Consider the following 14,626-nt stretch of genomic DNA (forward strand, 5'->3'; position numbering starts at 1 on the left):
TAGACTGAGTTCAGTTGATTGGCGACACAAACGATTTTGGGAGCAAGTGATGCGCATTGTTACCGCTGCCGTCATGGCCTCAACGCTGACGTTAAATACCGTTGGCCACGCAGCTGAAGGTGTAACAGGCGAGAGCTGGCACGGCTCTGAAGAGCTGGCACCGCGTAGCACCCAGAGCCATATGTTTGACGGTATTAGTTTAACTGAACAACAGCGCCAGCAACTGCGTGATTTGATGCAGCAGGCGAGGCACAAGTTGCCACCTGTTAATGTTAGCGAAATCGAGACGATGCACGGCCTCGTGACCGCAGAAAAATTTAATGAAAGCGCCGTACGCGCTCAGGCAGAAAAAATGGCGCAGGAGCAGGTTGCCCGCCAGGTCGAAATGGCCCGGGTTCGCAACCAGATGTATCACCTGCTCACGCCCGAGCAACAGGCGGTTTTACACGACAAGCACCAACAGCGAATTAACCAGCTGCGCGACGTTGCAAAAATGCAGCAGGAATCGCCGCTAACGTTATCGAGTAGCAGTACCGGTAGTAAGTAGTAACCAGTAACAACCCTGTTTTCCTTGCCATAGACACCATCCCTGTCTTCCCCCTCATGATGAGGGGGTTTTTTTTGTCAGTCACTTAGAAAAATGGCTTATAAATCAATCATCCGTGCAACAGCCATAAGTAGTTGCAAGGAGGATATCGCGTTATGTGGACCGATCCCGTAAAGCCAGGTAGGTCAGTTAAAGGGCTTTGATCTCAGTTAGTAAGAATTGAGTTTATGCCATGTATAAGTTCAGGAAAGTAGCTTTGATCAATGAGCATGCCACCTTCCAGCGTCCAAAGAGTTAGCCTATTCGGCGTGATTTTGAAATTGAACCCAATAGCGTAAGCGTCTATTGCATGGTGAATATCAAATTGAAAGGTATTAACGCGAGGTGCATAGACTACAGGCGCTGGAGCCCGATGATCAGATAAGCAGTGCCAGAATTGGGTCAGCTTGTCCCGGAGTTCATCAAGATCAAAAAGGCTAAATTCACATTCGCACCCCAGGTTTACGCCCGAACCTTGTACTTCCAACCAGCATATAATCAAATCCTGACGCCTGTCTTCCGGCTCTTCAACCCTTTCAACAAAGGAAAATCGGAAAAGTGCGTCATCGGTTTTTATCTCAAACATAAACGTGGCTCGCTGAGGCTTAATCGTAGTGAAAGTGCATGAAGCGGCACAGGTAAGAGCGCTGATTAAAAAGCATTTCTGGGCGATGGCTGATGATACTTCCATCAGTACGGGAAGTAAGCTTGTCCTGCCTGAAGATGCAGCTGAGTTTATCGACGAGTACAGAGAGACGCTGGGCGTAGATATGTCTGGCTTCAATTTTAACCGCTATTTTCCCAACGCAGGCATTCGTTTCCTGCCCAATGCCATACTTCCGCGCTATCTAAAAACAGATCATCACGTACCCGAACCCCTCACTGTCAGCATGCTTATTGAGTCGGCCGAGGCTGGCCGCTGGTTATTTTAGTGGTTCAGCTAATTTTCTGTTGAAGATGGCCTGGTTAAGGCCATAGCCACCCGCTAAGGCTTAATAGCAGTTAAACCCCTGGCATCCGCCCCGTTTTTTGTCACATTGCCTGATTTATCATCCGTTATACTACTCCCCATGTCCGGGTAGGAGTGCGTATGAATCAAATGTATGGGCAGCTGGTGAGCCGGGCAGCTATTGCCGCGACGGTAATGGCCTCGTTGCTGCTGGTAATTAAAATTTTTGCATGGTGGTACACCGGATCGGTGAGCGTGCTGGCGGCGCTGGTCGATTCGCTGGTGGATATTGCCGCCTCTTTAACCAACCTGCTGGTGGTGCGTTATTCCCTCCAGCCAGCGGATGATGAGCATACTTTCGGGCACGGCAAGGCCGAGTCGCTGGCGGCGCTGGCCCAGAGCATGTTTATCTCCGGCTCGGCGCTGTTCCTCTTTTTAACCGGTATTCAGCACCTTGTTAGTCCTGAGCCAATGAAAGCGCCGCAGATCGGTATCATCGTGACGTTGGTTGCGCTGGTGTGTACTGTGATCCTCGTCACTTTTCAGCGTTGGGTGGTACGAAAAACGCAAAGTCAGGCCGTGCGCGCCGATATGCTTCATTATCAGTCTGATGTTATGATGAATGGCGCTATTCTCATCGCGCTGGGGCTGTCGTGGTACGGCTGGCACCGGGCCGATGCGCTCTTTGCGTTGGGTATCGGAGCCTATATCCTCTACAGCGCGCTGCGTATGGGGTATGAAGCGGTTCAGTCGCTGCTGGATCGTGCGCTACCCGATGTAGAGCAACAGGAAATAATCGCTATCGTTACTCGTTGGCCGGGGGTCAGCGGAGCACACGATCTTCGCACGCGGCAGTCAGGGCCGACTCGCTTTATTCAGATTCATTTGGAAATGGACGACAATCTCCCGCTTGTTCAGGCGCATCTTGTAGCCGAGCAGGTTGAAAAGGCGATTTTGCGGCGTTTCCCGGGTTCCGATGTGATCATCCATCAGGACCCTTGTTCCGTAGTATCCCAAGGATGAATTTCCTGGCGTAAGCCCAGGTTACAAGGTGTAAAAAGGTGAAGCAGACCAGCATTTTGTGGATAAATTACCGCCATTTGGTCTGACCTGAATCAATTCAGCCAAGGGAGATTGATATACTATGCGCAGCATAGCCATTCACTCCCAGGGGCGTCGCTTCGGGCAAGAATTTATTTTGCATTCCTAAGTTCAGAGGTAGTCATGATTAAGAAAATCGGTGTGTTGACAAGTGGCGGTGATGCGCCTGGCATGAACGCTGCAATTCGTGGCGTAGTTCGTGCAGCATTGACTGAAGGTCTGGAAGTTTGCGGCATTTACGACGGCTATCTTGGCCTGTATGAAGATCGCATGGTGCAGCTCGACCGCTACAGCGTCTCTGACATGATCAACCGTGGTGGTACGTTCCTCGGCTCGGCTCGTTTTCCGGAGTTCCGTGAAGAGCACATCCGTGCCGTGGCTATCGAAAACATGAAAAAACGCGGCATCGACGCGCTGGTGGTCATCGGCGGCGATGGCTCCTATATGGGGGCGAAACGCCTGACCGAGATGGGCTTCCCGTGCATCGGCCTGCCGGGCACCATCGATAACGACGTTGCCGGGACCGACTACACCATCGGCTACTTCACCGCGCTGCATACCGTTGTTGAAGCGATTGACCGCCTGCGTGATACCTCCTCTTCCCACCAGCGTATCTCCATCGTTGAAGTGATGGGCCGTTACTGTGGCGATCTGACCCTGGCGGCGGCTATCGCCGGCGGCTGTGAGTTCATCGTCCTGCCGGAAGTTGAGTTTAACCGTGAAGATCTGGTAAGCGAAATCAAGGCCGGGATCGCGAAGGGTAAAAAGCATGCCATCGTTGCGATTACCGAGCACATCTGCGATATCGACGAACTGGCGAAGTACATTGAATCTGAGACCCAGCGTGAAACCCGCGCGACCGTTCTCGGCCATATCCAGCGCGGCGGCTCTCCGGTTCCTTATGACCGTATTCTGGCTTCCCGTATGGGGGCCTACGCCATTGAACTGCTGCTGCAGGGCTATGGCGGCCGCTGCGTCGGTATCCAGAACGAGAAGATGGTGCACCATGACATCATCGACGCTATCGAAAATATGAAGCGTCCGTTCAAAGGCGACTGGCTGGACTGCGCTAAGAAACTTTACTAGCAGGGATTTTCGCCCGGTGGCACTGAGCTTACCGGGCCTACCGTCTCGCTCCTGTAGGCCGGGTAAGGCACAGCCGCCACCCGGCTTTTTTTCATCCAACGATATCTTTATTCCCCAAGGTTATAGCCAATCTTTTTTTATTCTTTAATCATTGATTCGCTTTCTGGCACGCTGCATTCATCACAACACAATTCCATATATAAGCGAGTGAGCGATGAACAAATGGGGTGTAGGGTTAACGTTGCTGCTGGCCTCCGGCAGCGTTCTGGCAAAGGACATTCAGCTTTTAAACGTCTCATACGATCCAACGCGTGAGCTGTACGAGCAGTACAACAAGGCGTTCAGCGCGCACTGGAAGCAGGAAACCGGTGATAACGTCACCATCCGCCAGTCGCACGGCGGCTCAGGCAAGCAGGCGACCTCTGTTATCAACGGTATTGAAGCCGACGTGGTGACGCTGGCGCTGGCCTATGACGTTGATGCTATCGCCGAGCGTGGGCGCATCGATAAAAACTGGATCAAACGCCTGCCGGATAACTCAGCGCCCTATACATCGACCATCGTTTTCCTGGTGCGTAAAGGCAACCCGAAACAGATCCACGACTGGAACGATCTGATTAAGCCGGGCGTCTCGGTGATCACACCGAACCCGAAAAGCTCCGGCGGCGCACGCTGGAACTACCTGGCGGCGTGGGGCTATGCTCTGCACCACAACAACAATGACCAGGCTAAAGCACAGGACTTCGTGAAGGCGCTGTTTAAGAACGTAGAAGTGCTGGACTCCGGCGCACGCGGTGCGACCAATACCTTCGTTGAGCGCGGCATCGGTGACGTGCTGATCGCCTGGGAGAACGAGGCGCTGCTGGCAACCAACGAGCTGGGCAAAGACAAGTTTGAAATTGTCACTCCGAGTGAATCTATCCTCGCCGAGCCGACCGTCTCCGTGGTGGACAAAGTGGTTGAGAAGAAAGAGACCAAAGCCGTGGCCGAGGCCTACCTGAAGTATCTGTACTCCCCGCAAGGGCAGGAGATCGCCGCGAAAAACTTCTACCGTCCGCGTAACCCGGACGTAGCGAAGAAATATGACAGCGAGTTCCCGAAACTGAAGCTCTTCACCATTGATGAGGAGTTTGGCGGCTGGACAAAAGCCCAGAAAGAGCACTTCTCCAACGGTGGTACCTTCGACCAGATCAGCAAGCGTTAAGACGACCGGCCCTGCGGGGCCGTTTTCTTGCCCCACCATTAATGGCGTTTACTGAACCTGCCTGTCGCCGTAGACTCGGTGAAAAAATAGCAGGAGACAGGTATGTCACTCTGGTTAACGCACCCTCTGTTCCTTCCCTCACTGATTATCGGCGTCACCATCGTGCTGTGGGCGACCGCTCTGCTGCCGGAGTTTATTACCGCGCTGCTCTTCTTTGCTGCCGCCATGGTGGCCAAAATCGCCCCGGCGGATGTTATCTTTGGCGGCTTTGCTTCGTCGGCGTTCTGGCTGGTCTTTAGCGGCTTTGTGCTGGGCGTGGCGATCCGCAAAACCGGCCTGGCGGACCGGGCGGCGAGGGCTCTCTCAGCAAGGCTGACCGATTCGTGGCTACTGATGGTGGGCAGCGTGGTGCTGTTGAGCTACGCCCTGGCGTTTGTCATGCCGTCCAACATGGGACGCATCGCTCTGTTAATGCCTATCGTTGCCGCGATGGCGGCGCGAGCCGGGATCCTCGAGGGATCGCGGGCATGGTTTGGCCTGGCGCTGGCGGTGGGCTTTGGCACCTTCCAGCTTTCCGCGACCATTCTGCCCGCTAACGTGCCGAATCTGGTGATGAGCGGCGCGGCAGAAGGGGCCTTTGGTATCCATCTCAACTATGTTCCCTATCTGCTGCTGCACACGCCGGTGCTGGGCATTTTAAAGGGGCTGATCCTGATTGCCCTTATCTGCTGGCTCTTTCCCGGCAAACCGCATGCGGCGCGCGATCTTGAACCTGCTACGCCGATGAGCCGGGATGAGAAGCGGCTCGCCTGGATGCTGGCGGTGGTACTCACTCTATGGGTGACGGAGAGCTGGCATGGCATCGGCCCGGCCTGGACCGGTCTGGCGGCGGCCTGCGTTACGCTGCTGCCGCGCATCGGCTTTATTAACGGCGAGGAGTTCGCCGCCGGGGTAAATATCCGCACCTGTATCTACGTGGCGGGCATTCTGGGTCTGGCGATCACGGTGACGCAAACCGGTATTGGCCGCGCCGTAGGGGATGCGCTGCTGCACGTTATGCCGCTGGATCCACAAAACCCGTTCACCAGCTTTGTGGCCCTGACCGGCATTACCACCGCGCTTAACTTTATCATGACCGCCAACGGCGTGCCGGCGCTCTATACCAGCCTGGCGCAAAGCTTTTCTGACGCCACCGGTTTCCCGCTGCTGTCGACGATTATGATTCAGGTGCTGGGTTACTCGACGCCGCTGCTGCCATATCAGGCCTCGCCGATCGTAGTGGCGATGGCGTTAGGCAAGGTGCCTGCGCGGGCGGGAATGCTGCTCTGTCTGGCGCTGGCGATAGCGACCTATCTGCTGCTGCTGCCGCTGGACTATCTGTGGTATCAGGCATTGGGAAAACTCTAACCCTCCGTCTGTGAATGTCGTTATCTTAATCCTTTATTTTTGTGAGGTGATAGAGGGATTTATCCTTGATGATGCTGGTTAATACCACGGCGCGCATCAGCGCGCTGAACATTCAAGGATGGATTTATGGACAGATTAACCCCTGTACGATGTTGGCCCGCCATCATTGCTATTGCTATCACTCTGACCATCTCGTTTATTATCCCCGTCCCTGCCGATGTGACGCCTGAGGCGTGGCAGCTGCTGGCGCTGTTTATCGGCACTATCGCGGCGATCATCGGTAAAGCCATGCCTATTGGCGCGATTGCGATAGTGGCGATTATGCTGGTGGCAATGACCGGCGTCACTCATCCCGGTAAGCCTTCTGCGGCGCTTAACGATGCGCTGAGCGGCTTCTCCAATCAGCTGATCTGGCTGATTGGGCTGTCGATTATGCTCTCGCAAAGTTTGCTTAAAACCGGGCTGGGAGCGCGTATTGGCTACGGATTTATTGCCCTGTTCGGCAAGCGGACTCTCGGCATCGCCTGGGCCTTAACCCTGGCGGAAACGCTGATTGCACCGGTGACGCCAAGCAATACCGCACGCGGCGGCGGCATTATCCACCCTATTATGCGAGCGATTGCAGAAAGCCTTGGCTCGCAGCCTGGCAGCCGCGAAAACGGCTCAACGGGGCGCTACCTGGCCCTGGTGAATTACAATATTAACCCTATCAGCTCTGCCATGTTTATCACCGCGACCGCGCCAAATCCGCTGATTGTCAGCTTTTTGACCAAAGGCAGCGATGGCGTACTAACGATGACCTGGGGAATGTGGGCCGTTGCCGCTTTGCTTCCGGCGGCAGTCTCGCTGGTTGTCATGCCGGTTGTTATCTGGTGGCTCTATCCACCCGCGATTACGCGTACGCCGGATGCGCCACGTTTTGCCCGGCAACGGCTGGATGCGCTGGGTCCCTTATCTCTTGCCGAGAAGATTACCCTGACGGTTTTCATTTTACTGCTCTGCCTGTGGGCCGGGGTGCCAGAGATGGTAATGGGGGGAGGCTGGGCCGTTAACCCAACCAGCGCAGCGTTAATCGGCCTGTCAATTCTGTTACTTACTGGGGTACTCAGCTGGGAAGATATTCTTAAGTGCCGCGGTGCCTGGGATACTATCGTCTGGTTCGCGGCGCTGGTCATGATGGCGGATTTCCTGAACAAGCTGGGTCTGGTGAGCTGGCTGGCAACCAGCGTCGGCAGCGTTATCAGTCAGTTAGGCCTGCACTGGAGCATCGCGACGCTGCTGTTGGTTCTGCTCTACGTCTATGCGCACTACTTTTTCGCCAGCACCACTGCCCATATTACCGCCATGTTTGCTGCGTTCTTCGCGGCGGGGCTGGGTTTGGGGGCGCCGCCCGCGCTGCTTGGGCTGATGCTCGGTTTTTCTTCGTCGCTAATGATGTCGCTGACGCACTATGGGACGGGAACGGCACCCATTATTTTTGGTTCCGGCTACGTTACGCTTGCGGAGTGGTGGAAAGCGGGGCTGGTGATGAGTATCGTTAATCTGCTGATTTGGGGGGTTATGGGTGCCTTCTGGTGGCACTGGCTGGGATACTGGTAATGCGAGAAGAGAGTATGACGGGGGAGGCCCCCGTCATAACAGCATTACGCCTGCTTAGCCGCTTCCGCTGCTTTCACAATCACTGCAAACGCATCAGCTTTCAGGGAAGCACCGCCAACCAGCGCGCCGTCGATATCCGGCTGGGTGAACAGTTCAGCCGCATTAGAGGCGTTAACCGAGCCGCCGTACTGAATGATCACCTGCTCAGCCACTTTCGCGTCAGCTTTTGCAATGTGGTCACGGATAAACTTATGCACCGCCTGCGCCTGCGCCGGGGTCGCTGATTTGCCGGTACCGATAGCCCATACCGGTTCGTAGGCAATCACTACGCCTTCGAACGCTGCTGCGCCCTGGGTTTTCAGCACGGCGTCAATCTGACGCGCGCACACTTCTTCGGTTTTACCCGCTTCGTTCTCTTCTTCGGTTTCACCGATGCACAGAACCGGGATCAGACCCTGCTCTTTCAGTACGGCGAATTTTTTCGCGATCAGCTCGTCAGACTCGGCGTGGTAGGTGCGACGCTCAGAGTGACCGATAATGATGTACTGCGCGCCCACGTCTTTCAGCATCTCAGCGGAGGTTTCACCGGTGAAGGCACCGGAGAGGTTCACGTCAACGTTCTGCGCGCCGAGGATAATGTGGCTGCCCGCTGCGGCCTGTTTTGCCAGGTCCAGATACATTGCCGGCGGCGCGATGGCCACGCCGCAGCCGGTGACGCCAGCCAGCTCTTTACGCAGGTTAGCTACCAGCTCGTTTACCATGTGGCGGCTGCCGTTCAGTTTCCAGTTACCCATCACTAAAGGATGTCGCATTTTTATTCTCCACGCTTTGTCAGCGAATCAAGGAATATGGCTGCCGTTTGCAGGCAGCATGGTTGTCAAACAGTATAGAGATTCATCCCTGCAAAGGCTTTGCTTTTTATCATTTATTGTTACCTTCAGCACTATCAGATAGCGTCAGCTTAATCGGTTCAACAGCGAAGGTCAGCCCTTTTTCACCGTTATCTGCTGCAACATAGCGCAACGCACCCTCGGTCTCGGCATACCAGGCTTTGCCTTTGCCTCTGTTCAGCAGTTTCTGCAGTTTTTGCAGGCTATTGGCTTTGCTCAACTGGGGTGAAAAGGCGCGTAATACCGCCGCCATATACTCCTGCGCTTTGGCTTTCGACGCTTTCAGCTCCGGCCCCTGAACAGGAAGCCAGGTAATCTGCATCGACTTGATCTTCAGCGTACCGCGCTCAAGAGCCGTAGAGGCGTAGAGCGACTCGTTGATTTTGCTGGCGGCCCGCGTCAGGTTCGCCCGATCGTTGTGCGATTCGATGGCGCGAAACTCGTTGAGCGCCAGCCCAGGATTATCGGCGTTGAACTTCTCCCGGAACTGACTAATAGATTGATCGAAGGTTGGCGCACCCGCCAGCAGATAGGGGGCCGTGGCCGCCAGGGGAACCTCTACCGCCAGTGCAGGCAGGCAACACGCCAGCCATGCCAGCAATATGCTCCATCTTTTCATGATCTCTCCCTCTGTTTAGCTATCCCGATTAAAACGATAACCGTCTGGCTTGTCAAAAGCTGACCCGACTAAGGTAAACTACGCAGCACTACGATTATAAGGAACCTTACATGACCATACAGCAGTGGTTATTCTCATTTAAAGGACGTATTGGACGTCGTGACTTCTGGATCTGGATAGCGCTCTGGGCGCTGTCGATGGTGGCACTCTTTTCGCTGGCGGGAAGCGGGCTGGTGGATCTGCAGCTGGCAGCCTTTGCGCTGGTCAGCCTGCTCTGGCCCACCACCTGCGTGGTGGTAAAACGGCTGCACGATCGCGGTAAGTCTGGCTACTGGGCCTTGCTGCTGGTGCTGGCGTGGGTGCTGCTGGCCGGGCGCTGGGACGTGCTAGGCGGCGTCTGGACGTGGGCGGTGGGGCGCTTTATCCCGACGCTGATTATGGTCATGCTGCTGGTGGACCTCGGCGCGTTTCTCGGCACGCCGGGCGAAAACAAGTTTGGTAAAACGGCGCTGGACGTTAAGTTCCGTTAATTACCCGGTTCGTTAATTACCAATAGTGCTCAGCGGTCATATGGCCCGGACGGCGGCGCAGGTGTTTGGCCATCTGCCGGGTCTCTTTCAGCAGCTGCTGAGTATCACGTACCATCTGCGGATTGCCACACAGCATCACATGGCTATCTTCCGCGCGCATTGTCAGCCCGACGGCGTGCTCTAACTCTCCGCTCTCAATCAACGCCGGTACGCGCCCGTGCAGTGAGCCCGCTACCGTTTCGCGACTGACGACCGTCTGGATCCGCAGTTTACCCTCATAGCGCTTTTGCAGCTCCAGCATCAGCGGCAGATAGCTGAGATCCTCGGCATAGCGCGCGGCATGGACCAGCACCAGGTTTTTAAAGCGCTCCAGGTCTTTTCCTTCCTGCAAAATCGACAGATAGGGGCCGATGGCCGTCCCGGTTGCCAGCATCCACAGGGTGTCACACTCAGGGATCTCCTCAAGTACAAAAAACCCTGCGGCCTCGCTCACGATCAGCACCTCATCACCCGGCTTTAGCGCCGCAAGGCGCGGACTGAGCTTGCCGTCCGGTACGGTGACCAGGTAAAACTCCAGATTAGGATCGCTGGGGGCGTTAACGTAGGAGTAGGCGCGCTGGACGCGCTCGCCGTCAATCTCCAGACCCAGCTTGGCAAACTGGCCCGCCTTGAAGGGGTGGATGGGAGCATGAACGGTGAGACTAAAGAGCGCGTCGGTCCAGAATTCAACCTTCGTAACTTTTCCTGTAACCCAATCCGCCATGATCGTCTCCTGTTCTGTATAACCTTATCTTCGTCGCTTAAAGCGAACTTTTCCAGCCCGAGCGGGCCGGAAAGCTCGATTGATCAAATGACCTTAAAGAATGTGGCGCTGTACGTCCGTATCTTTGCGATCGAGGTAATGAATGGACTGGATCCGGCGGATAGTGCGAGATTTACCGCGGATCAGCAGGGTTTCGGTAGTGGCCATATTGCCCTTGCGGCTAATGCCGTCGAGCAGATCGCCCTTGGTGATGCCGGTGGCAGAAAAAATCACGTTATCGTTGCGGGCCATATCATCCAGCTGCAGCACGCTGTCTGCGTCAATACCCATCTCTTTACAGCGCGCCAGCTCTTGCTCGCCGATGCGGCGATTCTCTTCGCTATCGCCCTTCACGTGATGACGTGCCAGCAGGCGGCCCTGCATATCACCGTCCAGCGCGCGGATGGCGGCGGCAGAGACCACGCCCTCTGGCGCACCGCCGATGCCGTAGAGCACGTCCACTTCGCTGTCTGGCATGCAGGTCAGAATGGAGGCGGCCACGTCGCCGTCGGGAATGGCAAACACGCGCACGCCGAGCTGCTGCATCTGGGCGATGACCGCATCGTGGCGCGGCTTCGCCAGGATGGTCACGGTCAGCTCGTCGAGGGGCTTATCGAGCGCGGCGGCCACGTTACGCAGGTTCTCTTCCAGGGGTAGGTTAAGATCGATAGCGCCCTTTGCGCCAGGACCAACAATCAGCTTCTCCATATACATATCTGGCGCATTCAGGAAGCTGCCCTTGTCGCCCACGGCCAGCACTGCCAGCGCGTTGGCCTGGCCCATCGCTGTCATGCGGGTGCCTTCGATAGGGTCGACGGCAATATCTACCGCATCGCCCTGGCCGGTACCGACGCGCTCGCCGATATAGAGCATCGGTGCTTCATCGATCTCACCCTCGCCAATCACGATGGTCCCGTCAATGTTGACCTGATTGAGCACAATGCGCATGGCGTTAACCGCTGCGCCGTCGGCAACGTTTTTATCGCCCCGGCCCAGCCATTTGTAACCGGCCAGCGCGGCCGCTTCCGTCACGCGGGAAAATTCAATCGCAAGCTCTCGTTTCATTGCACACTCGTCATTTAAGAACGTCATTAAAGAAATTGTGCAAAGTTTAACACAGAGAGAGAGGCGGTATGCCCCCTCTCCGGACGGAGAGGGGAGCGGGGTGATGATTACTCGTCGTGTTCTTCCCACGCCATGGCGCGTTTCACGGCTTTTTTCCAGCCGCTGTAGCGGTAGTTACGCTCGGTGGTTTCGATACCCGGCCGGAACTCGCGCTCGATAACCGCTTTCTCCTGCAGCTCGTCGAGGTTCTGCCAGAAACCGACCGCCAGGCCTGCAAGGTAAGCGGCGCCCAGGGCCGTAACTTCGCGAACTTCCGGACGCTCAACGCGGGTGCCGAGGATATCGGACTGGAACTGCATCAGGAAGTTATTGGCTACCGCACCACCGTCCACACGCAGGGCGTGCAGACGAATGCCGGAGTCGGCCTGCATGGCCTCCAGCACGTCGCGGGTCTGATAGGCAATGGATTCCAGCGTCGCGCGGATGATGTGGTTCGAGTTGACGCCACGGGTCAGGCCGAAGATTGCACCGCGGGCATAGGGATCCCAGTAGGGCGCGCCGAGGCCGGTAAAGGCCGGCACCACGTACACGCCGTTGGTATCTTTCACCTTGGTGGCAAAGTATTCCGAGTCGAACGCGTCGCTGATCAGCTTCATCTCGTCGCGCAGCCACTGAATGGATGCGCCCGCCATAAATACCGCGCCTTCCAGGGCGTAGTTCACCTCGCCACGCGGGCCGCAGGCGATGGTGGTCAGCAGGCCGTGCTCGGAGGCTACCGCCTTCTCGCCGGTGTTCATCAGCATAAAGCAGCCGGTGCCGTAGGTGTTCTTCGCCATCCCCTGCTTGACGCAGAGCTGACCAAAGAGCGCCGCCTGCTGGTCACCGGCGATCCCGGCGATAGGAATACGCGTGCCGCCCTTGCCGCCGATGTTGGTCTGACCGTAAACCTCGGAGGATTTACGCACCTCTGGCAGCATGGCGCGCGGAATATCCAGCACCTCCAGCATTTTGTCATCCCACTCCAGGGTGTGGATGTTAAACAGCATGGTACGGGAGGCGTTGGTGTAGTCGGTGACGTGAACGCGTCCCTGGGTCATCTTCCAGATCAGCCAGCTGTCGACGGTGCCGAACAGCAGTTCGCCGCGCTTAGCGCGTTCACGGGAGCCGTCTACATGGTCGAGGATCCACTTCACCTTAGTACCGGAGAAGTAGGGGTCGATGACAAGGCCGGTGGTGGCGCGGATATAGTCTTCCAGGCCGTCGCGCTTCAGATGCTCGCAGATGTCGGCGGTGCGACGGCACTGCCAGACGATGGCATTGTGAATGGGCTTACCGGTCTCTTTATCCCAGATCACCACGGTTTCACGCTGGTTGGTAATGCCGATAGCGGCAATCTGATCGGAGCTGATGTCGGCTTTCGCTAACACTTCTACCAGCGTTGAGCTTTGGCTGGCCCAGATCTCCATCGGATCGTGCTCAACCCAGCCTGGTTTAGGGTAGATTTGTTCGAATTCGCGCTGTGAAACGCTGATGATATTGGCGTCGTGATCCATTACCACGGCGCGAGAGCTGGTTGTACCCTGGTCCAGCGCAACGATATATTTTTTCTCAGTCATCTTTTTTTCCCGTAGTCACATTACAGCGACGCTTTGTGTTGTGCGGCAGTGGCAGCTGGCTCTTTCACCTCTTCCTCGCAGGTGTCGCAGGGCAGATGGCGGCCAATCAACTTACGATAACCAAACGCGCCGAGCGCTGCACCTGCTACCGGCCCGAACAGCGGCACCAGGAAGTAGGGGATATCCTTACCGCCGGTAAAGGCGATGTCGCCCCAGCCTGCAAGCCAGGCGAAGGCTTTTGGCCCAATATCACGCGCCGGGTTCATCGCAAAACCGGTCAACGGCCCCATCGAGGCGCCAATTACCGCGATCAGCAGGCCAATGAGCAGCGGAGCCAGCGGGCCGCGTGGAATACCGTTGCCATCATCGCCGAGCGCCATGATCACGCCCATCAGGATAGCGGTAATCACCATTTCAACCGCGAAGGCCTGCACAAAATTGATGTGTGGGTTGGGGTAGGTTGAAAATATCCCGGCAAGATCCAGGCTTTCAACGCTGCCGCGTACCATGTGGTGGGTCTGTTCAAAATCATAAAACAGGTTGTAGTAGAGGCCGTAGACCAGCGCGGCGGCACAAAACGCGCCTGCAAACTGCGAGGCGATAAACGGCGCGACTTTGCGCCCGTCGAAGCAGGCGAACAGCCACAGCGCAATGGTTACTGCCGGATTAAGATGCGCACCGGAGACCCCGGCGGTCAGGTAGATGGCCATCGCCACGCCCAGACCCCAGATAATACTGATCTCCCACTGGCCGAAGGAGGCACCCGCCACCTTCAGCGCCGCAACACAGCCAACCCCGAAGAAAATCAACAACCCGGTACCGAGGAACTCGGCGATGCACTGGCCTTTTAAGGTCGATGTTTGACTCATAATCGGATCCTGAAGTGTGTAATGGTTATTGTTATCATGGCGAGCAGAGACAACCATGATGTCTGTAGACACAGTGTTAATTTATCGTTAACGAGCAAAAACGAGAAATATCGAAATTAAAATGTGTGTGCTGCGTCAACAAAATGAGCGTTTTCGCGCTATGGAGCTCATATTTGCTCCGGAAGATGATTTGAGGCTGAATCATTTCATTAACGAATCGATTAACAAATCATACGGCACGGCAGGGTGTAAACCAGGCGAAGGATGAAAAGTGTTGCAAACCGCAAACTACGCGCCCTGGCG

At 56.0% G+C, this 14,626-nt stretch carries 15 protein-coding genes; 8 read left to right on the forward strand and 7 right to left on the reverse strand.

All coding sequences use genetic code 11. The features are described from left to right. Positions 1-49: 49 nt before the first annotated feature. Complete coding sequence (cpxP, locus tag NR795_RS19715) at positions 50-547, forward strand: cell-envelope stress modulator CpxP (RefSeq protein ID WP_144818843.1); 498 nt, start codon at positions 50-52, stop codon at positions 545-547. Positions 548-752: 205 nt separating this feature from the next. Here the strand turns inward: cpxP and NR795_RS19720 are convergent, their stop codons facing one another. Then, positions 753-1,172 (reverse strand): hypothetical protein, encoded by a 420-nt coding sequence (locus NR795_RS19720; protein ID WP_257759131.1) that lies wholly within the window; start codon positions 1,170-1,172, stop codon positions 753-755. An 85-nt stretch (positions 1,173-1,257) separates the two neighbouring features. Between NR795_RS19720 and NR795_RS19725 the strand changes: the two genes are divergently transcribed. The 6 genes from NR795_RS19725 (at position 1,258) to NR795_RS19750 (ending at position 7,932) form a co-directional block, all read left to right on the forward strand. Next, the gene (locus NR795_RS19725) at positions 1,258-1,518 is read left to right on the forward strand and encodes a DUF1493 family protein (protein WP_257759157.1); all 261 of its coding nucleotides are present in this window, start codon (positions 1,258-1,260) and stop codon (positions 1,516-1,518) included. A 158-nt stretch (positions 1,519-1,676) separates the two neighbouring features. Beyond that, positions 1,677-2,558, forward strand: a complete 882-nt coding sequence (gene fieF / locus NR795_RS19730) for a CDF family cation-efflux transporter FieF (RefSeq protein ID WP_257759132.1) — start codon at positions 1,677-1,679, stop codon at positions 2,556-2,558. A gap of 201 nt (positions 2,559-2,759) precedes the next feature. Beyond that, entirely contained in the window at positions 2,760-3,722 is a 963-nt protein-coding gene (pfkA, locus tag NR795_RS19735) for a 6-phosphofructokinase (protein ID WP_144818837.1), read from the forward strand. A 214-nt stretch (positions 3,723-3,936) separates the two neighbouring features. Then, a complete protein-coding gene (locus NR795_RS19740; RefSeq protein WP_257759133.1) occupies positions 3,937-4,926 on the forward strand; it encodes a sulfate ABC transporter substrate-binding protein in 990 nt (329 codons plus the stop codon). Positions 4,927-5,028: 102 nt separating this feature from the next. Then, entirely contained in the window at positions 5,029-6,333 is a 1,305-nt protein-coding gene (locus NR795_RS19745) for an SLC13 family permease (RefSeq protein ID WP_257759134.1), read from the forward strand. 126 nt (positions 6,334-6,459) lie between these two features. Further along, positions 6,460-7,932, forward strand: a complete 1,473-nt coding sequence (locus NR795_RS19750) for an anion permease (RefSeq protein WP_257759135.1) — start codon at positions 6,460-6,462, stop codon at positions 7,930-7,932. Between the two features lie 44 nt (positions 7,933-7,976). Here the strand turns inward: NR795_RS19750 and tpiA are convergent, their stop codons facing one another. Both tpiA and NR795_RS19760 read right to left on the reverse strand, forming a co-directional pair. Beyond that, positions 7,977-8,744: a triose-phosphate isomerase gene (gene tpiA / locus NR795_RS19755; protein ID WP_042394578.1), complete on the reverse strand. Its 768-nt coding sequence runs from the start codon at positions 8,742-8,744 to the stop codon at positions 7,977-7,979. A gap of 109 nt (positions 8,745-8,853) precedes the next feature. After that, entirely contained in the window at positions 8,854-9,441 is a 588-nt protein-coding gene (locus tag NR795_RS19760; RefSeq protein ID WP_257759137.1) for a YiiQ family protein, read from the reverse strand. Positions 9,442-9,551: 110 nt separating this feature from the next. Here NR795_RS19760 and NR795_RS19765 point away from each other — a divergent pair, with 110 nt between their 5' ends. Beyond that, on the forward strand, positions 9,552-9,971 hold the full coding sequence (locus NR795_RS19765; RefSeq protein WP_144818827.1) for a DUF805 domain-containing protein: 420 nt from the start codon (positions 9,552-9,554) through the stop codon (positions 9,969-9,971). 16 nt (positions 9,972-9,987) lie between these two features. Here the strand turns inward: NR795_RS19765 and fpr are convergent, their stop codons facing one another. From fpr to NR795_RS19785, 4 genes are all read right to left on the reverse strand, one after another. Next, complete coding sequence (gene fpr, locus NR795_RS19770; protein ID WP_257759139.1) at positions 9,988-10,734, reverse strand: ferredoxin--NADP(+) reductase; 747 nt, start codon at positions 10,732-10,734, stop codon at positions 9,988-9,990. A 93-nt stretch (positions 10,735-10,827) separates the two neighbouring features. Further along, on the reverse strand, positions 10,828-11,838 hold the full coding sequence (glpX, locus tag NR795_RS19775; protein WP_257759140.1) for a class II fructose-bisphosphatase: 1,011 nt from the start codon (positions 11,836-11,838) through the stop codon (positions 10,828-10,830). A gap of 107 nt (positions 11,839-11,945) precedes the next feature. Next, a complete protein-coding gene (gene glpK / locus NR795_RS19780) occupies positions 11,946-13,454 on the reverse strand; it encodes a glycerol kinase GlpK (protein WP_144818821.1) in 1,509 nt (502 codons plus the stop codon). Between the two features lie 20 nt (positions 13,455-13,474). After that, positions 13,475-14,323, reverse strand: a complete 849-nt coding sequence (locus tag NR795_RS19785; protein WP_257759142.1) for an MIP/aquaporin family protein — start codon at positions 14,321-14,323, stop codon at positions 13,475-13,477. Positions 14,324-14,626 lie beyond the last annotated feature (303 nt).

It is taken from the genome of Pseudescherichia sp. L3, assembly GCF_024656065.1.
Classification (GTDB): domain Bacteria; phylum Pseudomonadota; class Gammaproteobacteria; order Enterobacterales; family Enterobacteriaceae; genus Pseudescherichia.